The following is a 21,518-nucleotide window of genomic DNA, read 5'->3' as shown; positions in this document are numbered from 1 at the left end:
CTGAAACTGTAAGGAGTCTTTTTCTGTGATAAAAACTGTATTATTCGATCTGGACGGCACCCTTCTGAACACCATCGACGACCTTGCCGATGCGGGAAACTGGGTGTGTGAACAGCACGGCTGGCCCACCTTTACGGTGGAACAGTTCAAGCACATGGTGGGCAACGGCATCCCGAAGCTGGTGGAGCGCTTCTCGCCGGAGAACGCCCGCACGCCGGAGCAGCTGGCGGCCACGCTGGCCGAGTTCACCGCCCGGTACGACGCCCACAAGGAGGACAAGACGGCCCCCTATCCCGGCATCCCGGAGCTGCTGGACGAGCTGCGGGCACAGGGTGTTCAGTGCGCAGTGTTCTCCAACAAGGCCGACCCGCTCTGCGGCAAGATCATTGCCCACTATTTCGGCACCGGCCGCTTTGATGCTGTGCGCGGCAGCAGGCCCGGCGTGCCCACCAAACCGAACCCCGCCGGGCTCTATGCGCTGATGGACGAGATCGGTGCAGACCGCTCTGCCACCCTGTTCGTGGGCGACAGTGATGTGGACATCCTCACCGGACACAATGCCGGGCTGCCCGCCATGGGCGCGCTGTGGGGCTTCCGGGGCCGCGCAGAACTGACCGCTGCCGGTGCGGATGCACTGGCGGCAGTGCCGGAGGATATTTTTACCTATATCCAGAAGAGTTGACGATTTAAAATTGTCTCCGCTTCGCTCTGACAATATCAGCGGAAAAATCATTTTTGATATTGCAAATCCGGAATGACTGCGGTCATTCCGGATTTGCTTTTTCACGGGGAGGGGTCGTGGCGGGAAGCGGCATCTGCTGCTGTCGGCCTGCGGCCGTCGCGCAGCGACTTCTGATTGGCGGAACCCCAAAAAGCGGTTAAGAGATCTTCACGCCGAACAGGCGGGAATCTCCAGCTTTTTGGGGTGGAGCCTGCTGCTTTAGGATTATCAGCCTCCCCCACTCGAATACGCTCTGCACAGGAAACAATGCGCAAAAAGGCGAGCCGCCCATTGGACGGCTCGCCTTTTGTGTTCTTCGGGGTAACTTTATCAGCCCAGAGTGACTTCCTGGATCTTGGAGGAAGCGAACTCGAAGGGCCAGACGGTCTTCCACTCCTGATCCTGCACCTGTGCGATAGCAACAGAAGCGTAGGTGTTGTCACGGTAGTGCTTTGCGCCGCCGATCTCGTACTCGGGAGCGAACTCAATCTTGGAGTAGGGCAGAACGATCTTGCGGCCGCCCTCGAATGCACCGTCGATGGACAGCTCTGCCAGAGCGTCGCGGACGGCAGCACCGTCGGTGGAGCCGGCCTTCTCGATGGCGGTCTTGAACAGCCACACAACGGTGTAGGACTCAGCAGAGTGACCGTTCATGTTGACATTGTAGACCTTCTTGAAGTCCTCGTTGATCTCCACGCCGTTGGTCAGGTCGGGGTTGAACTCGACAACAGAAGCCACGCCGTTTGCGGATGCGCCCAGGTTGGGGATGAAGGAAGGATCGGTGAAGCCGTTTGCCTTGGCAACGATCATCTTGGGCTTGTAGTTCTGCTCCTTCAGGGTCTGGACGAACAGAGTAGCGTCGCCGATGTAGGAGTCGCACAGGATGGCATCGGGATCAGCCTGCTTCAGGGCCAGGACCTGAGAGGACAGGTCGGTAGCGTTGGAGCTGTAGTCCACTTCGGCCACAACATCCAGACCGTAATCGGGTGCGAACAGGTTGACGCAGCGGATCAGCTCCTGACCGATGGCAGCCTTATCGGTGAAGATGGCGACCTTCTTGATCTCGTTGCCAGTCTGCTCCTTGGAGTCCTGCAGATACTTCAGCATATCTTCCACGTAGACGGAGTTCAGCGGGCACAGACGGAAGAAGTAATCGTAGTCCTTGTGGTCCTCGTCGGTCAGGCGGTCCAGCGTGGAGATAGCGGTGATCATGGGGATGCCGTACTGCTGGCAGACCTGAGCCACGACCTCGGTAACAACGGACATATGGCAGCCCATAATGACGTTGACGCCTTCCTGAGTGATCAGGCGCTCTGCCTCAGACTTACCGGTGGCTGCGTCGCCTGCGTGGTCGCCGCGGACAACTTCCAGCATCTGACCGTTCACGCCGCCTGCCTTGTTGATCTCGTCCACTGCAAAATCGATGCCGCGCAGGATGTTCTCGCCGATGGCTGCGTTGCCGCCGGACATTGCGTAGATGGTGCCGATCTTGATGGTGTCGCCGGAGGGAGCAGCTGCGGTGCTGCCGGATGCTTCGGGAGCAGTGCTGGTGGAAGCGGAAGAGCCGCCGCAGGCGGTCAGAGCAGCTGCGCTGCCCAGAACAGCGGATGCCTTCAGGAAGCTTCTACGAGAGATCTTTTTCATAATTGTCCTCCAATTCTGTTTGTAAAAACAGCTTGTTAATCCGAGATGCCCCGCCGCACCGTGTGAAGTAGTGCCCGCCGGACATCCAGTTTCCAAAATCAGATGCCGAGGTACGCCTTCTTGACGTGCTCGTTTGCCGAAAGCTCGGCGGCGGTTCCTTCCAGTGCCACGCGGCCATTCTCAATAACATAGCCGCGGTCAGCCGCTGCAAGGGCTTTGGTAATGTCCTGCTCCACCAGCAGCACCGAGATACCGTCATTCTTCACCATGGTCTTGGCCACTTCCAGAATGTCGTCCACGATGTTGGGAGCAAGGCCCAGACTGGGCTCGTCCAAAATCAGCAGCTTGGGCATGCCGATCAGCGCACGGGCCACGGCCACCATCTGCTGCTCGCCGCCGGACAGGGTGCCGGCAGCCTGCTTTGCGCGCTCGCGCAGTTTGGGGAACCAGTTGTAGCACTTTTCCAGATTTTCTGCAAAATGCGCCTTGGTCTCCTTATTGAATGCGCCCAGCTCCAGATTTTCCAGCACGGTCATCTCGGTAAAGAGCTGACGGCCTTCCGGCACCTGCACGATGCCGCTGTCCAGAATGACGCGGGAGCTCTTGCCGGAGAGGTCCTCCCCGTTGAACTCCACCTTGCCGGAGCTGGCCTTGACCATGCCTGTGATGGTGCGCACCATGGTAGTCTTACCGGCACCGTTGGAGCCAAGGATGGCAACGATCTCGCCATCCTTCACCTCAAAGCCGATGTCCCACAGGATGTTCACAGAGCCGTAACCGGCGTTCAGACCTTCAACTTTAAGCACTTGCGCCCTCCTTTTTGGTGCCCAGATACACTTCCATGACGTAGGGATCGTTCATGACCTGCTCGGGCGTGCCCTCAGCGATCTTTTCGCCGTGGTGAAGGACGATGACCTTCTCGCACAGGCTCACGACCGCCTTCATGATGTGCTCGATGAGCAGGATGGTGACGCCGGACTCGTTGATCTTGCGGATCAGCTGGATGGCCTCTTCGGTCTCAGCCGGGTTCAAGCCTGCCATGTTCTCATCCAGAAACAGCACTTCGGGCTTGGTGGCAAGGGCGCGGGCCATTTCCAGACGCTTCTGGTCCGGCGTGCCCATGTCCTTGGAGATCACATGGCGCTTTTCGTACAGGCCGGTAAAGTGCAGCACCTCCATGGCGCGCTCCCTGGCCTCTTTCTCGCTCTTTGCACCGGCGTGGCCGAAGTAGGCGGCGGCGGTGACGTTATCCAGAACGCTCAGGTTCTTCAGAGGTTTCATGATCTGGAAGGTGCGGGCGATCTTCATGTTGGTGTACTCGTACGCCTTTTTGTTGGTGATGTCCTCACCGTTGTAGAAGATCTTGCCTTCGGTGGGCGGGTAGTAGCCGCAGATCATGTTGAAGGTGGTGGATTTACCCGCACCGTTGGGGCCGATCATGCCGGTGATGGAACCCTTCTCCACCGAGAAGGAGACATCGTGCACGGCGGTCAGACCCTTGAACCGCTTGGTCAGGCCCTGGACTTCAATAATAGGCTTTTCTGCCATGATTACTTCCCTCCCTTGTCTGCCATCAGCTCATACTCTTCCAGCACGTCCAGAGACGGCTTTTTGAGGATCTTTTCATCGATGAAGGTCTTGACCTTCGAGTTCATGTACCAGCCCAGAATACCGGACGGGCGGAAACGGATGACCACGATCAGCACGACGGCATACATCAGCATGTTGATGCCGGGCAGAACGGCGGCAAAGTTTGCACGCAGCAGCTCGCTCAGCGGGATCATGATGAGGCCGCCGATCAGCGGGCCTTCGATGTAGGCGGCACCGCCCACGACTGCGGGCAGCACGATCTCGGTGGATTTGGACTGGATCATGACGTCCGGGTCGATGTAGCGGATATAGCTGACGTAGAAGAAGCCGACCAGACCGGCAATGATGGCCGAAATGACGACCGCGATCACCTTGTACTTGGTGGGGTTGATGCCGATGGCGGCGGCTGCGTCCTCATCCTCGCGGATGGTGCGCAGCGCAAAGCCCAGCTTGGAGCGGCCGATCTTCTTCATGATGAGGTAAACGCCCACCATCATGATGAAGCCGATGTAGTAGTACGGCACCTTGCTGGTAAAGCGGAACTGCGCAAAGGAGTCCTTGCCGAAGGGCAGGCCCACGCCGGATGCGCGGCCGAAGAACTCCGAGTTGATGATGAACTGACGGATGGACTCGGCAAACGCGATGGACACCAGCGTGAAGTAGGGGCCGCGCAGGATCAGGCTGGGGAAGAAGATGACACCGGCCACCACGCCCACAACGAGCATATCCAGCACAGCGGCCGCCCAGGGGTTCATGCCGGTCTTTGTGACCACCAGACAGCACACATAGGCACCCAGACCCATGTAAGCGGCCAGACCCAGCGAGTTCTGGCCGGTGATGCCGCCCAGAATGTTCCACGCCATGGACAGGGTGGACATATAGAAGGTGAGAACGAAAATGTTGATGATGTAGGGTTTATCCACGACCAGCGGGATCGCTGCGAAGATGGCGACGATGACAGCAAGGACGATCGCCAGATTGCGGTGATAGGTTTTGACTGCTTTTCTGGTATCCATCTTATCGCCTCCTCAGAATCATGACCTGACGCACGACCAGAATGATGATGAAGGTGACGAACACGATCATATCACTGTAGGACGGGCTGATGAACAATGCACTCATCTGCTCCAGCAGGCCCAGGAAAATACCGGCGAAGAATGCACCGGGGATGGAGCCCAGACCGCCCACGACCACGACGATCAGTGCGCGGAAGCCGAAGCTTGCGCCTGCGGTGGGATAGATGGTGTAGAACTGGGTGAGCAGAGAACCGGCGATACCGGCCAGAGCAACGCCCAGACCATAGGTCAGGATGTAAATTTTCTTGACGTTGATGCCCACGACCTCGGCACCGATGGGGTTCTGGGATACGGCGCGGATCTGCTTGCCGGTGGTGGAATACTTGAGGAAGGCAAACAACGCAATGGCGACCACGATCAGGATCAGGAAGCTGATCAGACGGGGCAGCGCGATCGTGACCGGGCCCAGCGGAATGTAGGTCTGGGCATAAGGGGTAATGATCTTATAATAGGTGGAACCGAAGATGACCAGAGCGCCGTTGGTGAGCAGCAGGCCCAGACCGACGGTGAGGAACAAAAGGTTCGTAAAGCTCTTGGTCTTGAGCGAAGGGGTGATCAGAGTGGACTGGATCAGCGCGCCCAGCCCGAACATGAGCACTGCAACGATGGGAAGCGCTACATAGGGGTCCACCCCAAAGTAGGTATACAGAACATAGGTGATGTACATGCCCACCATCAACATTTCGCCGTGGCAGAAGTTGACGATGTTCATAACACCGAAAATGATGTTCTGGCCCATACCCATCAGGGAGTAGAAACCGCCCAGCAGGATCCCGTTTACCAGTGCTTGCAAAAAGACTTCCATTGACATCCTCCCGTTCTAAGCATCAGGCGATGGGAACAGATGATGCAGAAACTGCACGCTGCATCCGCCACCGGCCTGTACTCATGATTGAAAACCGCCCTTGTGGACTCCATTTCCTCCCTTCTGCTCGTACAATTGGTATATCATCTGTATTGTAACGTAAGTGCAGCCTGTATACAAGATATTATTTCCACCAAACTTTGTCATAAATTTATATGGAAAGTGCTAAAATATTCCAGAGTTTTTGGTGTGCAAGTCAATTTTCGTAGTTAAAAATGGAGGATTGATGTCTCATTGACATAATTTTGTTACCATTTCAGGCCGGAAATTTACGGAAAAATGCAGAAAAACCCGGCAGAAGAGCACCTGAACGTGTTCCCCTGCCGGGCTTTTTATCCATAAACTGGCATGTGGTATTCAAGATGAAGGCGCACCGCTCAGCTGCAATTCCCGTATGGGTCAAATTAAAAATCCCCTGAGCGAATGCAGCGGCAGCTACCACATTAGACATTCCTACAGGATGGGACCTGCAACAACGACGACCGCGGCCAGTGGCCGATGCAGGGAGGAGTTGTTGGGGCAGCGGCCAGCAAGACGCACGTGCCGCCCAAGGCACGCGCGGATGCTGGGAGCCGCAACCCGGGGCACTAAGCAACAACCCCACCGGGGCTTTGGTTGCGGTGCTGCGCACCGCCGCCCTGTTCGATTCCCGTATGGGTCAAATTAAAAACGCCCTTGCGCAATGCGCAAAGGCGTTTTTATGACCCGTACGGGAATCGAACCCATGTTACAGCCGTGAAAGGGCCGTGTCTTAACCGCTTGACCAACGGGCCTTAGAAATACAGAGCTTCGCTAAAACCTCCGACATCCATCGCCCACTACTGCGGACGACCGTCCCCCTAACCTTAGCGAAACTCTGTAAAAGTGGTAGCGGTAACTGGATTTGAACCGGTGACACTTCGGGTATGAACCGAATGCTCTAGCCAACTGAGCTATACCGCCACATATTGTTTGTGCACTTGAACAGTGCTCTATTATTATATCCATAGATGGGCCTTTTGTCAACACATATTTTCAAAAAAATTTGCGTTTTTTCAATCTCTCGATTTTATTCACGCAGCTTCGTTGAAACATTGCATTTCCCGTCATTTTTGCAGGGTTTTTGCGGCAAAAAACGAACCCTCTCAGTCATCGCTGCGCGATGCCAGATTCCCCCTTTTGTCGCTGCGCGACATCTTCCCCCGGCCGGGGGAAGTCTTTCCTCTCAGGGGGAGCTTTTAGCGCGATGGCAGGCTTTGCGCTTCAGCCTGAAACTTTGCCGCCATGACGAAGAGGGCAAGCCCGCTTCCCACGCAAAAAAGCACCGCTTCCCTCACGGAAAACGGTGCTTTTTTCAACCTTTTTCTGTCCGGATGTGGAAAACCCGGTGCAGTTTTAGTTCTTCTTGTGGGTGGGGACCATGACCTTCAGGCCGCCCATATACGGCTGCAGCACTTCGGGGATGGTCACGGTGCCGTCGGCCTGCAGGTGGTTCTCCAGGAAGGCGATCAGCATACGCGGAGGTGCCACGCAGGTGTTGTTCAGGGTGTGGGCCAGATAGGTCTTGCCGTCCTTGCCCTTCACGCGGATGTGCAGGCGGCGTGCCTGTGCATCGCCCAGGTTGGAGCAGGAGCAGACCTCGAAGTACTTCTGCTGGCGGGGGCTCCAAGCCTCGATATCGCAGCTCTTCACCTTCAGGTCGGCCAGGTCGCCGGAGCAGCAGTTCAACTGACGCACCGGGATCTCCATGCTGCGGAACAGTTCCACAGAGTTCTTCCACAGCTTCTCGTACCAGTCAGCGCTCTCGTCGGGGCGGCAGACCACGATCATTTCCTGCTTCTCGAACTGATGGATGCGGTAGATGCCGCGCTCCTCGATGCCGTGAGCGCCCTTCTCCTTGCGGAAGCAGGGGCTGTAGGAGGTCAGGGTCAGGGGCAGAGTGGCCTCGTCCAGAGTCTGGTCGATGAAGCGGCCGATCATGGTGTGCTCGCTGGTACCGATCAGGTACAGGTCCTCACCCTCGATCTTGTACATCATGGCATCCATTTCCGGGAAGGACATAACGCCCTGCACCACGTTGCCGTGCATCATGAAGGGAGGGATCACGTAGGTGAAGCCCTTATTGATCATAAAGTCGCGGGCATAGGCCAGCACGGCCTCGTGCAGGCGGGCGATGTTGCCCAGCAGATAGTAGAAGCCGTTGCCGGCTACGCGGCCTGCGGCGTCCATATCGATGCCGTCGAAGCTCTCCATGATCTCGGTGTGGTACGGGATGGGGAAATCGGGGACCACAGGCTCGCCAAAGCGCTGTGCTTCCACGTTGTAGGTATCATCCGGGCCGATGGGCACGCTGGGATCGATCATCTGCGGGATGGTGTACATGATCTCCTGAATGCGTGCGGACAGGGTCTCTTCTTCCTTTTCCAGCTCAGCCATCTTGTCGGCGTCGGCCTTGACGGCGGCATTGTTGGCATCGATCTGAGCCTGCAGCTCAGCCTTCTGTGCCTCATCGGTGCACTTCTTCAGCTGGCCGAACAGGGGGCCGTTGGCCTTGCTCAGCTTGTTGCGGGCAGCCTTGAGGGCTTCCACTTCCTTCAGGCATGCGCGGTACTTGGCATCCTTCTCGATGACCTCGTCCACCAGCGGGAGCTTTGCATCCTGAAACTTCTTCTTGATGTTTTCCTTGACAGCGTCCGGGTTTTCACGGACAAATTTGATATCAAGCATGATTGACTCTCCTTGCTCTATTTCGGTTCGCGCAGAGGATCCCCTCCCCTGCGCCGTTCAAAGGCGGTCGCCCGCCTTGGATCGCTTTATTCTTCGTTCTGGTACTGTCCCAGCAGGTTGGCAAAGGCCCGCAGCTGCTCGTCTGAATAGAAATGCACGGTCAGCCTGCCCTTGCCGTCGTGGTAGGCCACGTTCACCTCGCTGCCCAGCACCTGCTTGAGGCTTTCTTCCACCTCCACCGGCAGGGTGCCGCGCGGCTGGGGTTCTCTGGGTTCCTTTGCGGGCTTTGCCAGCTTTTTGCACAGTGCCTCGGCCTGACGCACGTTCAGCTGGTTGTCCGCGATGATCTGCGCCGCCTGCTCCTGCAGCTCCGGCGTGGGCAGGCTCAGGATCACCTTTGCGTGGCCGATATTGATAAAGCCGCTTTTCAGCAGTTCCAGCACGTTTTCCGGCAGGTTCAGCAGGCGCAGGCTGTTGGCCAGTGCGCTGCGGCTCTTGCCCAGCTTCTGTGCCGCCTGCTCCTGTGTCAGGCCGCAGCGGGTCATCAGCTCCCGGATGCCGGCGGCTTCTTCCACCGGGTCCAGATCCTCGCGCTGCAGGTTTTCCACCAGAGCCAGCTCCATGGCCTGCTCGTCGCTGACCTCCTTGATGACCACCGGCACATCGTTCAGCCCTGCCATGCGGCAGGCACGCCAGCGGCGCTCACCCGCCACGATGCTGTAGCCGCCCCGCGGACGCGGACGCACCGCGATGGGCTGCAGCAGACCGTGCTCTGCAATGCTTGCGGCCAGCTCGCCCAGCGTTTCCTCGTCAAAGGTCTTGCGCGGCTGTTCCGGGTCCGGTTCGATCTCACGCAGGGGCAAGGTATCTACCTTTGCGCCGGACTCAAAAACCGGGGCGGCATCTTCAAACAGACTGTCCAGCCCGCGGCCAAGCCCTCCTTTTCCTCTTGCCATTCATGTTCCCCCTGAGGTTTAATCTTCCAGAGCATTTTTCGTCTGCTCTGCGACGGGTGCACTTTTGCTGCGGGCCTTTTTGGGCTCGTGCGGGCGGTTGTTCTTGACAAATTCGATTGCCAGATCCATGTACGCTTCGCTGCCCTTGCCCTTGGGTTCATAGAAATTGATGGGCTGGCCGTAGCTGGGTGCCTCCGAAATGCGGATGGAGCGCGGGATGGTGGTCTTGTACACCTTGGAGCCGAAATACTTCTGCACCTGCTCCACCACCTGCACGGTCAGGTTATACCGCAGCGAGAACATGGTGAACACCACGCCCTCGATATCCAGATACGGATTGTACTTTTTGCGGATAGTCTTTAAGGTGCTGATCAGCTCCGAAAGGCCCTCCAGCGCGTAATACTCACACTGCACCGGAATGAGAACGCTGTCGCAGGCACTCAGGCCGTTCAGGGTGAGCAGGTCCAGACTGGGCGGACAATCGATAAAGATAAAGTCATAGTCTTTCTGCACCTCGGCCAGCGCCTTGCGCAGGCGGCTCTCACGAGCGGGCAGGTCGATCATTTCCAGACTGGCACCGGCCAGACGGGTGTTGGAGCCGATGACATCGGTGCGGTACTCGGTCTTACGGATGGCCTCGGAGGCCCGCGCCTCACCGATCAGGATCTCGTAGGTCCCCTTTTCCACGCTGCGCTTCGGGATGCCGTAGCCGGTGGTGGTATTGCCCTGCGGATCAAGGTCTACGATGAGCACCCGCTTGCCCAGCGCCGCAACGCAGGACGACAGGTTGACGGCGGTGGTGGTTTTGCCAACGCCGCCCTTCTGGTTCGCAATTGCTACAATTTTTGCCACGCACAATTCTTCCTTCCGGGAAAATTTAATTGTTCCATGTGGAACATTCGCAGTCATGCCTGCCGGTTTCCCGTCCATACAGGCACCTTAACACCTAGTATAGCACATCCAAATCGGTTTTTGAACCATCTGAAGCGTTTTTCGGCTGGATTTTTAACTTTTAGGGACGGAAAAGCGGAAATGCGGACACTTTGGGGAGAGAACTCCCCCAGTCTGCTGCGCAGACAGCCCCCTCTGGGATGGGGCCCTTGACATGGCGGCAAAGCTACCGGGTAAATTGCAAAGTTTCCGGCATGCAGAGGCTCCCTCTCCGAGGGAGCTGGCAAAACCGTCAGGTTTTGACTGAGGGAGTTCGTCCCCTGTTCCACATGGAACAATTTTACCGTTCGGCAGCTGCGGTGGGAATGCGCACCGTATACTCGATATACCCGTCCTTCTCTTCCCGATGGGCGGTAGCGGGCACGCCGTTGTCGGTCATCAAGCGGATGGCATGGTCGATGGTGTTCACAAAAATGCGCACGTCCTTGACCATGGAAATACGGTGCCTGCCTTTTGCAGGGGTATTGAGCAGCTGTTCAATGTAGAGGTCGGTCTGCCGGGCGTTCATGCGGCGCTTGGCAATGTTGATCAAGGCTTCGCTGCGGCGGCTCTCCGGCAGACGCAGCACCGCCCGGGCATGGCGCTCGGTGAGGTTGTTGTCCAGCACGAACTGCCGCTGGTCGGCGTTCAGCTGCAAGAGCCGCAGCTTGTTGGCAAGGGTGGGCTGCGCCATGCCCAGACGTTTGGCGGCCTCGGCCTGGGTGCAGTCCCACAGCACCATCACATCCTTCATACCCTGTGCCTGTTCAAAGGGGTTCAGGTCGGCCCGCTGGATGTTTTCCAGCAGGCCCAGCGCCGCGGTCTGCTCGTCGCCGTAGTTGCAGAGGATGGCCGGGATGGTGGTCATCTTTGCCAGCCTGCAGGCACGGAGCCGCCGCTCCCCTGCCACCAGCTCATAGCCGCCATCCGACAGCTTCCGCACCGTGACCGGCTGCAGCAGGCCGTTCTCCCGGATGCTCTGCGCCAGTGCCGCAAGCTCCTGCTCGCTGAATTCCCGCCGTGCCTGAAATGGCGACGGCCGGATCTGGTCGATGGGCAGGAAATAAATCTTGCCCGCCTGCTTTTTGCGTTCAAACATGAATATACTCCCCCTTCGCAGTTTTGCCGGGTCTGTTTTCCACATTTTCCCGGGAAAGCGTGAAAAATCTCAGGCTTCAGCCACAGTGTACCACACAAAGAAAGACCCTGCCAGACAAATCGTTCGGCAGGGTCTTTCAGAATATGTTCATTGCTGCGTTATTTCAGCGGACTTTTTGCGATTTTACCGCCGTTTCTGGGGTAAGCTGTCGGAGTCTGCGAAATCTTTTTGCACAGGATCAGGGTGCGGGTATCACCGCCCGGCAGATGCAGGGTGCGGGTCTCCCTGTACTCACCGCCCAGCTTTTTGATGGCACCGCGCGCTGCGGTCAGCTCTTCCTCACCGGAGGAGCCCTTCATGGCAAGGAAGTTCCCCCCTACCTTTACCAGCGGCAGGCAGTATTCGGCCAGCATGGGCAGGGCGGCCACAGCCCGGGCAGATGCCAGATCGAACTGCTCCCGCCACGCCTTGCGGGCGGCTTCCTCGGCGCGCTCCTTGGCAAACTCCACGCCGACAAGGCCCAGCTGGGCGCAGGCGTACTTCAAAAACTCCACCCGCTTTCCGGTGGGCTCCATCAGGGTCAGCTGCAGCTCCGGCTTGAAAATTTTGGTCACGATGCCCGGGAAGCCTGCGCCTGCGCCCACATCCACCATGCGGCCCGCCACTTCCGGCTGGCTGGCAAAAAGCAGACTGTCGAGGAAATGCTTATCCTCGATCCCCTCGGGGTCGGTGATGGCGGTCAGGTTGACCTTCTGGTTGTAGTCCACCAGAATTTCGGCAAAGGCATCCAGCTGGTCCAGCTGGGTGCCGGTGAGGGTGATGTTCCATGTGGAACATTTTGCTTCCAGACGCTGTTTGTCGATCATGGGTATTGTCCTTTCTTTCATTCACCGGTCAGCTGGACGAAAATCGGCTCGTGGTGGACGGCGGGCAGGAAGGTTTCCAGCACATCTGCCGTGCGCAGCTTGAGCGAAGAGGTGTTGATGCAGGGGTGGCAGCCAAGGTACTCCCCTTTCTTCACATCCTCATCCATCAGCAGCTGCACCTTGTTTTCGGTGTCGTTGGCAAGCCCCATGATGGAGGAGGAGCCGGGCGTACAGTCCAGATACTGCTCCATATCCTCGGGCGAGGCAAAGCTCAGGCGGGCAATGCCCAGCTGGTGGGAGAGCTCTTTGGTTTTGAAGGGCTTATCCCCGGGCATCATGAGCAGATAAAAGTTCGTCTTCTGCCGGTTGCACAGGAACAGGTTCTTGCAGACGGTGGCATTCAGACAGGCATCGATCACATGGCAGTCCTCCATGGTATCGGCCTTCATCCAGCCGTGGTCGGTGCGCCAGAATTGGATGCCCAGCTTGTCCAGCAGGTCATAGGTGCGGATCTCTTTTTCCAGCCGCCCAGTGCAGTCGGCGGGACGGCCCTCGTAAAGCTTCAGTTCTTCCATTGGTTGCAGCTTCTTTCTATGGGTACGATTTTAAATTGCATTTATAGAGAAACCCTCTCAGGCCGCTTCGCGTCCAGCTCCCCCGAAGGGGGAGCTTTTTGCATCTGGGGGAACGCTTATAAAGCTCCCCCCTTTGGGGGAGCTGGCAAAGCCGAAAGGCTTTGCCTGAGAGGGTTCAGCAAAGTCATTTCCTCGCTGCCAGCGCAATGCTCAGCTGCGCCACATCGGAGGGCGATACGCCCGGGATGCGGCCCGCCTGACCGAGGTTCTTCGGCCGGATGCGGGCCAGCTTTTCGCGGGCTTCCAGCGTCAGGCCGGCCAGATCCGCATATTCAAAGTCGTCCGGGATCAGGGTCTTTTCATGCCGGGCCACGTCCCGGATCATCCGGTCCTGCCGGGCAATGTAGCCTGCATACTTGATCTCGGTCTCCAACCGCTCGGCCAGCATGGGGGTGATCTGCTCGCCCCAGCCGATGACACCGGCCAGCAGCGGATAGCTGATCTCCGGGCGGCGCAGCAGCTCTTCCGCAATGCCGCCTTCGGCAGCAGGAGCAAGCCCGGCCGCTTCCATGGCGGTGCGCAGGTCGGCGGTGCGCAGATGCGTCTCGTGCAGGCGGCGGCGCTCCGCTTCCAGAATGCTCTGGGTGTGCTGGTACTTGGCCCAGCGGTCATCCTGCACAAGGCCGTATTCCCTGCCGATGGGGGTCAGCCGCTGGTCAGCGTTGTCCTGACGCAGGGTCAGGCGGTACTCGCTGCGGCTGGTCATCATGCGGTAGGGGTCCATGACCCCTTTGGTGACCAGATCATCCACCAGCGTGCCCAGATAGCTGGTGTGGCGCGGCAGGATGAGCTGCTCTTTGCCCAGCGCATTGCGGGCGGCGTTCAGTCCGGCCAGCAGGCCCTGCGCAGCGGCTTCCTCGTAGCCGGAGGTGCCGTTGAACTGGCCCGCACCGTACAGGCCCCGCACCACCTTGCTTTCCAGCGTGGCTTCCAGACTGGTGGGGTCCACGCAGTCGTACTCGATGGCGTAGGCCGGGCGCATGATCTCGATGTTCTCAAACCCTTTGATGCTGCGGTAGAAGGCGTTCTGCACATCCTCCGGCAGGCTGCTGGAGGCTCCCTGCAGATACATCTCCTCGGTGTTCTCCCCGCAGGGCTCCACAAAAATGGGGTGACGATCCTTGCCCGCAAAGCGCACCACCTTGTCCTCGATGGAGGGGCAGTAGCGCGGGCCAACGCCCTCGATCATGCCGCCGTAGAGCGGGCTGCGCTGGATGTTATCCAGAATGATCCTGTGGGTCTCGGGGTTGGTATAGGCGATCCAGCACTCCACCTTGTTGTGCATGGGGGCGTCGGTCAGGAAGCTGAAGGGCTGCAGCTCGCTGTCCGGGTCGCCGGGCTGGCATTCCAGCTGGCTGAAATCGATGCTGCGGCGGTGCACCCGGGCAGGGGTGCCGGTCTTGAACCGGCGCAGCGGCAGACCGGCGGCCTTCAGGCTGTCGGTCAGGGCGTTGGCGGCGTGCATCCCGTCCGGGCCGGAGGCATACCATGCATCACCCACAAAAATTTTGCCGCCCAGATTCGTGCCGGTGGCAATGACCACGCACTTGGCGCTGTATTCGCCGTTCAGCTGGGTCACGACGCCCTTCACATGGCCGTTCTCGGTCTCAATGCCCACGACCTCTGCCTGATGGATGGCAAGGCCGGGCGTCAGCTCAAGGGCGTGCTTCATATATTCGTGGTAGCGCTTGCGGTCGGTCTGCACACGCAGGGCGTGGACAGCCGGGCCCTTGCCCCGGTTGAGCATCCGGCTCTGCAGATAGGTGGCATCCGCAGCAAGGCCCATCACGCCGCCCAGTGCATCCAATTCACGTACCAGCGTGCCTTTTGCCGTGCCGCCAATGCTGGGGTTGCAGGGCATGTTGCCAATGGCATCCAGACTCATGGTAAACACGGCGGTTTTTGCACCCAATGTCGCGGCGGCGTGGGCGGCTTCGATGCCGGCGTGACCGGCACCGATGACGATGACGTCATAATCTCCTAAGTGGTTCATATACTTTCGGGTTTCCTCTAATAAATGATTTGAAATGCCCTCCGTTTTACTCTGGGCATTTTCAGCGGAAGAATTATTTTAAATTTCGGGTTACAGGAAAGTCTGCGGACTTTCCTGTAACCCATTTTCACGGGTGGGGTCGTAACGGGAAACGGCAGCAGCAGCGCTCGCTCCCCCGGGGGAGCTGTCGCGCAGCGACTGAGGGGCTTTGAATCGGCGGAGCCGGAAAAAACGGTTAAAAGATCTTCACGCCGAACAGGCGTGAATCTTCAGTTTTTTCCGGTGCAGCCCTCCTCTTTGGGGTTAAAAGGGGCGAGCAGCCCCTTTTTCGTGGCTCCAGCGCGTCGAAATCGCTGGCACTTTTCTGGTTCTCTTTTGGTGTCAAAAGAGAACATACCCGGCGGCGATGCATTTTGCAAAAGGCATCAAACTTTAAACACGCGACTACGCTCTGCGCAGGAAGCTCTTCGTCACTTTCCCACGCAGAAGCGTTCAAACACCTGTTCGATCACGGCTTCCGAGGCGTTCTCGCCGGTCAGGTCGCACAGGGCGGCCAGTGCATCGTCCACACAGACAGACACCGCGTCCAGCCCAAAGCCGCCTGCGGCAGCATCCAGTGCACCGGCCACGGCATCCCGCGCACGCAGTGCGGCGGAAAGCTGACGCTGGCCGGACAGGCTGGCGGCATGGGCATCGATCTGGCTGGTGCCCAGCAGCCGGGCCACCGCAGCGGAGATCACCTTGCGGCTCCCCTCCTCCTGACAGCACACCGGCAGCACCATGGCAAAGAAAGGTGCGATCAACTCCGGGTCGAATCGCGTCGGTTTATCCTCTTTGTTGATAAGTGCAATGGCCGGACGGCCCTCACAGCGCTGTGCAAGCTCCAGATCTTCCCTTGTGGGCGGCTCGGAGCCATCGAACACGGCAAGGATCAGGCCCGCTTCCTCCAGCTTCTTCCAGCTGCGGCGGATGCCCTCCGCTTCAATGGCGTCCTCCGTCTCCCGCAGGCCGGCGGTATCGAACAGGTTCAGCCGGACATCCCCCAGCTGCACCGCCTGCTCCACCACGTCGCGGGTGGTGCCAGCCACCGGCGTCACAATGGCCCGGTCGAACCCGGCCAGCAGGTTGAGCAGCGTGGACTTGCCTGCGTTGGGCCGGCCCACGATGGCGCAGTCCACGCCCTCGCGCAGGATGGTGTCTGCCTGATAGTTCCGGATCAGGCCGTCCAGTTCTTCCTTTACCCCGCTCAGCACCCGGTGCAGGTGGTCATCGTCCAGCTCCGGCACATCCTCCTCGGGAAAATCCACCCATGCGGCAAGGTGTGCCTGAATGGCGGTAAGCTCCTGCTTTTGGGCGTCGATCTTTTTGGCCAGCGCACCGCCCAGCGCCGCATTGGCCAGTGCGGCCCCCTGCCGCCCGTCTGCCGAGATCAGGTCCATGACCGCCTCGGCCTGGGTCAGACCCAGCTTGCCGTTCAGGAAGGCGCGGCGGGTGTACTCGCCGGGCGCGGCAGGCTGCGCACCGGCGGCAAGGCAGGCTTCCACCAGACGGCGGGCCACCGCATTTCCGCCATGACAGGAAAGCTCCACCACATCCTCGCCGGTATAGCTGTGGGGCGCACGGAAAAACAGGGCCACCCCCTCGTCAAAGGTCTCGTTCCCTTCCCGGAAGGCCCCGTACATGGCCGTATAACCTTTGGCCTGTTCCACTTTTTTTGCGGCGTTGGCCGGGCAGAACACCCGGGCCGCCACCTGATAACTCTCCGCACCGGAGAGCCGCACCACGGCAATGCCGCCTGCGCCCGGTGCTGTTGCAATTGCTGCAATGGTCGCTTCCTGCATGGTTTTTTCTGGCTTCCTTTCCGCGCCCGGTCTGGCCGCTTGCTCCCATCTGCCCACAGCAGCGAGACCAATACAGTTTCATTGTACCACGAAACGCGGCGGAATGGTACTGTTTTTTCAACCAATTCCCGGGAAACGGTTGAAAATCCGCCCGTTTCTCACACAAAAAAGGGACTTTCCGTCCCAACACGGAAAGCCCCTTTTTACAGGAAACTGATTTTTAGAACTTGGCGATATCTGCCGTGGTGATGGCCTTGCCGGGCAGCGTGCGTGCATCGGCATTCTCATTCAGGGCCAGCTTGCCCTCGCGCAGCAGCTGCACAGCCTTCTGGTGATCGGCGGCCTTCCAGTTGTTGCCCACGATCTTCCAGTTGTTGTTCACGTGCGGCTCGATGGTGCCGCCCTTCACGGTGCGGATGTACTCGCCCAGCAGCTCGCGGATGCCGCCCACGTCGCCGCGCACATCGATCTCCAGCAGCTTGGGCAGATCCTCACCGGGCAGGAAGATGTCCGCAGCCGTCAGCAGCTGGGTGGTGGCGCGGTAGTTGTTCACTGCCACAACAAAGGTGTCGGTGTCCTTCACGGCCTTGCCGTTCGGCCACTTGAGGTTCTTGATGCGGTGGCCCGGCTCCTTGGAGACGTCCAGCTCATAGTTGACGCCCTCAAAAGCATCGTACAGGTAGTAGCGCACCGAGGGGTCAAAAGCGATGGTCACTTCATCCGGCTTCCATGTCTTGAAGAAGGCTGCGGACCACTCCATAAAGCGGCGCAGCTGCTCGCCGGTCATCTGCAGCTTGTACAGGGTGTTCTGGTAGGTGTAGATGCTGGCCATATCGCACTTGCGGATGGTGCCTGCGCGCATCTGGGAGGTCATGGAGGTCAGGGCCGTTGCGGAGACCTGCGCACCGGTGTAGTACATCTGCACTTCGTTGATGAAGTCCAGCAGCGCGGTGTCCTGCACCATGGCCTGCGGCAGGCAGTCGATCTCGTTTTCGGGGGCCAGATCGCCGCCCTTCAGCTCGCCGATGGGGGTGACAGCGTCTTCCTTGGCGCGGGTGTCGTAAGGAGCCAGCAGAGCGGTCAGCTCCGGATCGGGCTCGTACTCCTTGATCTGCAGGTTTTCAGAGGTGCGGTTCACGACCTTCCACTTGCCGTCCAGCTGGCGCTCCAGATAGACGTGGATCTCGGACAGGGTGGCACCGGCGTTCTTGTTCTCCACCACCAGCACGTTGTTGATCATCATGTTGGGGATGCTCCTATGGCCGTGGCCGCCCACGATGACGTCGAACTCAGGGCAGGCATTTGCCAGATCGGTGACGCCGGAGCCATAGACACCGTACTCGTTCTCGGTATCCATGTGCATGACGCCGATCAGAACATCCACCTGATCCTTGATCTTATCGATGATCCTGCGGCTCTCGTCCACAGGGTTGGTGACTGTCCAGCCCTCCAGATTCTTGGCATCCCAGCGGTTGATGTTGGGGGTGACCATGCCAATGACGCCGATTTTCACGGTGCCCTTCTTGATGATGGTGTAGCCGTCGGCCAGCGGGGTGCCGTCCGGTGCGTAAACGTTGCCGGTGAGCACCTTGGCCTTCTGCTGTCCCATGACCTTTTTCAGCACATCCATGCCGTAGTTGTACTCATGGTTGCCGGTGGTCCAGATATCATAGCCGATGGCATTCATGGCAGCGATCATGGGATGCAGGTCATCCTTCAGGAACAGCTCTGCGGAGTTGGCCTGAATGGTATCGCCTGCATCCACCACCAGCGTGTTCCGGGTGCGGCACTGCTTGATGGCGGTCGCCTGCTGGGCCACACTGCCGGAAGCATCTGCCTTGTTGGCGGCGTAATCCCAGGGATCGAACTTGCCGTGGGTGTCGCTGGTGGCAAGGATCTGCAGATCCATGCTCCACAGGGACTTGATGTCACAGGCGGCTGCAGAGGGTGCCATGCAGCTGGCGGCTGCGATGGTCGCGGATGCCCCTGCACCACGCAGGAAGCTGCGGCGGGAGATCTTGTTCTGAGCCATAGTTGATTACCTCTCTTCTCATCATTCTGTCTGTTCTTCACGAACAGAACGCTCTTGACTACAGTATAAATCCTTGACCAATTGTTTTACAATTGCCATTTGAGAGAAAGATTTCGGCAAAAAACAGGCAGTTCCTCCAAATTTTGAGAAGAATGACTTTTGACAGGCTCCGTATACCGCAGCTGCCGCCCGGCCTGAAACCAGCTTGGCGTCAGTTTTGGGTAAAATCCTTTTTTGCGTGAAAAAAGGTCTCCGGAAAATCCGCAGATCTTCCGGAGACCCTGATTTCAAAAATAATTCCGCAAAATTACAGCTCGATCTTGCCAAAGCTGAAATCGGCAAAATCATCCACCCGCTCGGTGCGCTTGGGTGCCACCGGTGCGGCATTCTCGGCATCACGGGGTGCATAGGTGCGCTCCGGCACACCGGAGGGACGGGGGCCGCGGGGTGCACCGCTGCGGCTGCCGCGGTAGCCGCCACGGCTGCCATTGCGGTCGCCGTGGTCGGAACGGTTTCCGCCGCGATAACCGCCGCTGCGCGGACCGCCGGGACGACGGCCATTGCCGCGTCCGCCGCGGGGACGGCGCTCCCCGTAGGTGTTCTCGGTCTGTGCATCGGGTGCGGTGGAGTAGATGACCACACGGCGGTCACGGCCTTCGCCCTTGCTCTCGCTGCGCACGCCCTCCATCTTGCTGATGGCAGAGTGGATGATGCGGCGCTCGTAGGGGTTCATGGGCTCCATGGCAAAGCTGCGGCCGGTCTTGCGCACCTTGGCACCAATGCGCTGTGCCAGTGCGGTCAGGTCGCTCTCGCGCTTGTCGCGGTAGCCGGCAACGTCCAGACCCAGCTTGATGTAATCGCCCTCCAGACGGTTTGCCACAAGGCTTGCCAGATAGGACAGGCTCTCCATGGTCTCGCCGCGGCGGCCGATGAGGGCACCCAGCTTTTCACCGTCCAGACGGATGATGGTGGCCTCGCCCTTCTGCACGGCGCTGAAGGAGACGTTCTCCACGCCCATCAGGGCAATGACCTCACGCAGGTAGTCCACAGCGGCCTTGACCTTGGCGTTTTCTTCAATGTTGATGGGCTCCTCGGTCTCCTCTTCCTCGGCGGCAGGCTGCTGCACTGCGGCAGCTTCCACAGCGGGCGCTGCAGGCTCCTCGGCCTTGGCTTCCGGCTCTGCCGGTGCAGCGGGTGCTTCCACTGCAGGAGCAGGCGCGGCCTTCTCCTGAACAGGAGCCTTCTTTTCCTCAACGGCGGGTGCTGCCGGAGCGTCCGGCTCCTCCACGCTCACACACACCTTGGCGGGGGTGAGCTTCAGGCCCAGAAAACCAGTCTTCTGGGGCATTTCCAGCACTTCGCAGCTGACATTCAGATCATCGGCCTGCACGCCCAGCAGGGCACAGGCTTTTGCGCGGGCTTCATCGACCGTTTTGCCGGTCGCTTCCTGCTTACGGATCATAACCGTTCTCCTCCTTCTTATTCTTTATCCTGCTTGTTCAGCTCGCTCAGCGGCACGGTGCGCTCGTCCTTGTAGCGCTCCTCGTCCAGCTTGCGGGCATACTCCAGCCGGCGCTTGTTCATCTCGCTGGCGGAAAGGTTCTTTTCCGTGGTCTTGCCGGTCTTGGGATCGGTGACCTTAACGGTAGTGTTCTTCACACCGCGTTTTTCCTGCTTTTTCTTTTCTGCGATCTGCGCTTCGATCTCCTTGCGCATCTTATCGGGGTCGTACACCTTGCGCATGACCTGGGTCTGCGCGGTCATCACGATGTTGGAAATGACGTAGTACAGAGAGAATGCCAGAGGATAGGTGAAGCAGAAGAACAGGTACATCAGCGGCATCATATACATGGTCACCTTCATGCTGCCCTGCATCTGCTGGCCGCTGGCCTTCATGCTGATATGGGTGGACAGGAGCATGGTGATGACCGACAGCAGCGGCAGCACGATGTCCAGCGACAGGCCCAGCTTGGGCACGCGGGTCAGGTCGATGCCGAGGAAGGTCATATGACGGCTGAACTCGGTGACAGTCGCGATCTGCTCCGGGGTAAAGCAGGCAGCCAGACTGCCGTTGCCTGCCACCAGCTGAGAAATAATGGTGGTATCGCGGGTGATGGCGGTAAAGGCGACACCGGAGGCAGTCAGGGCCTCACCGGCAGCGGTCAGGGCAGCAGCGCTGATGTGGAAGATGCGCTCCAGCGGATTGTACACGACGCCGATAACGCCGAACATGACCAGGAAGTTCAGCAGCATGGGCACACAGCCTGCGGTGGGGTTATAGCCGTAGTTCTGCTGCAGCTTGAGCATTTCTTCCTGCTGCTTTTCGGGCTTGTCCTTGTACTTGTTCTGGATCTCCATCATCATGGGCTGGAAGGCCGACATTTTAGCCATGCTCTTCTGCTGGCTCAGCTGCAGAGGGATCTTGACGATGTTGATGAGCAGCGTGAAGATGATGATGTCCCAGCCGTAGCTCGGGAGCAGCTTGTAGATCCACTCCATGACATAGCCGAGAGGACCGCTCAGGATGTAAAAGAAGTTCATACCTTTGTCCATTCTGCCCCGTC

General features: G+C 58.8%; 17 protein-coding genes and 2 tRNA genes. 1 reads left to right on the top strand and 18 read right to left on the bottom strand.

Annotated features, from left to right (window positions below; all coding sequences use genetic code 11):
• The first annotated feature begins 25 nt into the window (after window positions 1-25).
• On the top strand, window positions 26-682 hold the full coding sequence (locus ACKXF7_RS04550; RefSeq protein WP_423742261.1) for an HAD family hydrolase: 657 nt from the start codon (window positions 26-28) through the stop codon (window positions 680-682).
• A gap of 369 nt (window positions 683-1,051) precedes the next feature.
• On the opposite strand, the gene ACKXF7_RS04545 is transcribed toward ACKXF7_RS04550, so the two are convergent.
• From ACKXF7_RS04545 to ACKXF7_RS04460, 18 genes are all read right to left on the bottom strand, one after another.
• Window positions 1,052-2,365 (bottom strand): ABC transporter substrate-binding protein, encoded by a 1,314-nt coding sequence (locus tag ACKXF7_RS04545; RefSeq protein ID WP_423742260.1) that lies wholly within the window; start codon window positions 2,363-2,365, stop codon window positions 1,052-1,054.
• A gap of 98 nt (window positions 2,366-2,463) precedes the next feature.
• Window positions 2,464-3,171, bottom strand: a complete 708-nt coding sequence (locus tag ACKXF7_RS04540) for an ABC transporter ATP-binding protein (RefSeq protein ID WP_005937160.1) — start codon at window positions 3,169-3,171, stop codon at window positions 2,464-2,466.
• Window positions 3,164-3,913, bottom strand: coding sequence for an ABC transporter ATP-binding protein (locus tag ACKXF7_RS04535; protein WP_423742259.1), 750 nt, complete (start codon window positions 3,911-3,913; stop codon window positions 3,164-3,166). Before ACKXF7_RS04535 ends, ACKXF7_RS04540 begins: the two co-directional genes overlap by 8 nt.
• A 2-nt stretch (window positions 3,914-3,915) precedes the next feature.
• On the bottom strand, window positions 3,916-4,971 hold the full coding sequence (locus tag ACKXF7_RS04530) for a branched-chain amino acid ABC transporter permease (RefSeq protein WP_423742258.1): 1,056 nt from the start codon (window positions 4,969-4,971) through the stop codon (window positions 3,916-3,918).
• Window position 4,972: 1 nt separating this feature from the next.
• Entirely contained in the window at window positions 4,973-5,836 is an 864-nt protein-coding gene (locus tag ACKXF7_RS04525) for a branched-chain amino acid ABC transporter permease (RefSeq protein WP_097776774.1), read from the bottom strand.
• 761 nt (window positions 5,837-6,597) lie between these two features.
• Window positions 6,598-6,669 (bottom strand) — tRNA-Glu (locus ACKXF7_RS04520).
• Between the two features lie 92 nt (window positions 6,670-6,761).
• A tRNA-Met gene (locus ACKXF7_RS04515) sits at window positions 6,762-6,838 on the bottom strand.
• 432 nt (window positions 6,839-7,270) lie between these two features.
• Entirely contained in the window at window positions 7,271-8,602 is a 1,332-nt protein-coding gene (gene serS, locus ACKXF7_RS04510; RefSeq protein ID WP_348584125.1) for a serine--tRNA ligase, read from the bottom strand.
• Window positions 8,603-8,688: 86 nt separating this feature from the next.
• Window positions 8,689-9,558: a ParB/RepB/Spo0J family partition protein gene (locus ACKXF7_RS04505; RefSeq protein ID WP_423742257.1), complete on the bottom strand. Its 870-nt coding sequence runs from the start codon at window positions 9,556-9,558 to the stop codon at window positions 8,689-8,691.
• A gap of 18 nt (window positions 9,559-9,576) precedes the next feature.
• On the bottom strand, window positions 9,577-10,410 hold the full coding sequence (locus ACKXF7_RS04500; RefSeq protein WP_097774091.1) for a ParA family protein: 834 nt from the start codon (window positions 10,408-10,410) through the stop codon (window positions 9,577-9,579).
• Window positions 10,411-10,789: 379 nt separating this feature from the next.
• On the bottom strand, window positions 10,790-11,587 hold the full coding sequence (locus ACKXF7_RS04495) for a ParB/RepB/Spo0J family partition protein (protein ID WP_423742256.1): 798 nt from the start codon (window positions 11,585-11,587) through the stop codon (window positions 10,790-10,792).
• A 158-nt stretch (window positions 11,588-11,745) separates the two neighbouring features.
• On the bottom strand, window positions 11,746-12,453 hold the full coding sequence (rsmG, locus tag ACKXF7_RS04490) for a 16S rRNA (guanine(527)-N(7))-methyltransferase RsmG (RefSeq protein ID WP_249237629.1): 708 nt from the start codon (window positions 12,451-12,453) through the stop codon (window positions 11,746-11,748).
• 17 nt (window positions 12,454-12,470) lie between these two features.
• Complete coding sequence (locus tag ACKXF7_RS04485) at window positions 12,471-13,028, bottom strand: prolyl-tRNA synthetase associated domain-containing protein (RefSeq protein WP_339394433.1); 558 nt, start codon at window positions 13,026-13,028, stop codon at window positions 12,471-12,473.
• 184 nt (window positions 13,029-13,212) lie between these two features.
• Window positions 13,213-15,081, bottom strand: a complete 1,869-nt coding sequence (gene mnmG / locus ACKXF7_RS04480) for a tRNA uridine-5-carboxymethylaminomethyl(34) synthesis enzyme MnmG (RefSeq protein ID WP_423742255.1) — start codon at window positions 15,079-15,081, stop codon at window positions 13,213-13,215.
• A 470-nt stretch (window positions 15,082-15,551) separates the two neighbouring features.
• Window positions 15,552-16,922, bottom strand: a complete 1,371-nt coding sequence (mnmE, locus tag ACKXF7_RS04475; protein ID WP_423742254.1) for a tRNA uridine-5-carboxymethylaminomethyl(34) synthesis GTPase MnmE — start codon at window positions 16,920-16,922, stop codon at window positions 15,552-15,554.
• Between the two features lie 220 nt (window positions 16,923-17,142).
• On the bottom strand, window positions 17,143-18,954 hold the full coding sequence (locus tag ACKXF7_RS04470; RefSeq protein ID WP_423742253.1) for a 5'-nucleotidase C-terminal domain-containing protein: 1,812 nt from the start codon (window positions 18,952-18,954) through the stop codon (window positions 17,143-17,145).
• Between the two features lie 307 nt (window positions 18,955-19,261).
• On the bottom strand, window positions 19,262-20,416 hold the full coding sequence (jag, locus tag ACKXF7_RS04465; protein ID WP_249237633.1) for an RNA-binding cell elongation regulator Jag/EloR: 1,155 nt from the start codon (window positions 20,414-20,416) through the stop codon (window positions 19,262-19,264).
• A gap of 17 nt (window positions 20,417-20,433) precedes the next feature.
• Window positions 20,434-21,495, bottom strand: a complete 1,062-nt coding sequence (locus ACKXF7_RS04460) for a YidC/Oxa1 family membrane protein insertase (protein WP_339394438.1) — start codon at window positions 21,493-21,495, stop codon at window positions 20,434-20,436.
• Window positions 21,496-21,518 lie beyond the last annotated feature (23 nt).

The sequence above is a fragment of the Faecalibacterium sp. 7 genome (assembly GCF_049562865.1).
Classification (GTDB): Bacteria; Bacillota; Clostridia; order Oscillospirales; family Ruminococcaceae; genus Faecalibacterium; species Faecalibacterium wellingii.
The sequence above is the reverse complement of the archived record's forward strand: the minus strand, read 5'-3'. Positions and strand labels throughout refer to the sequence as shown.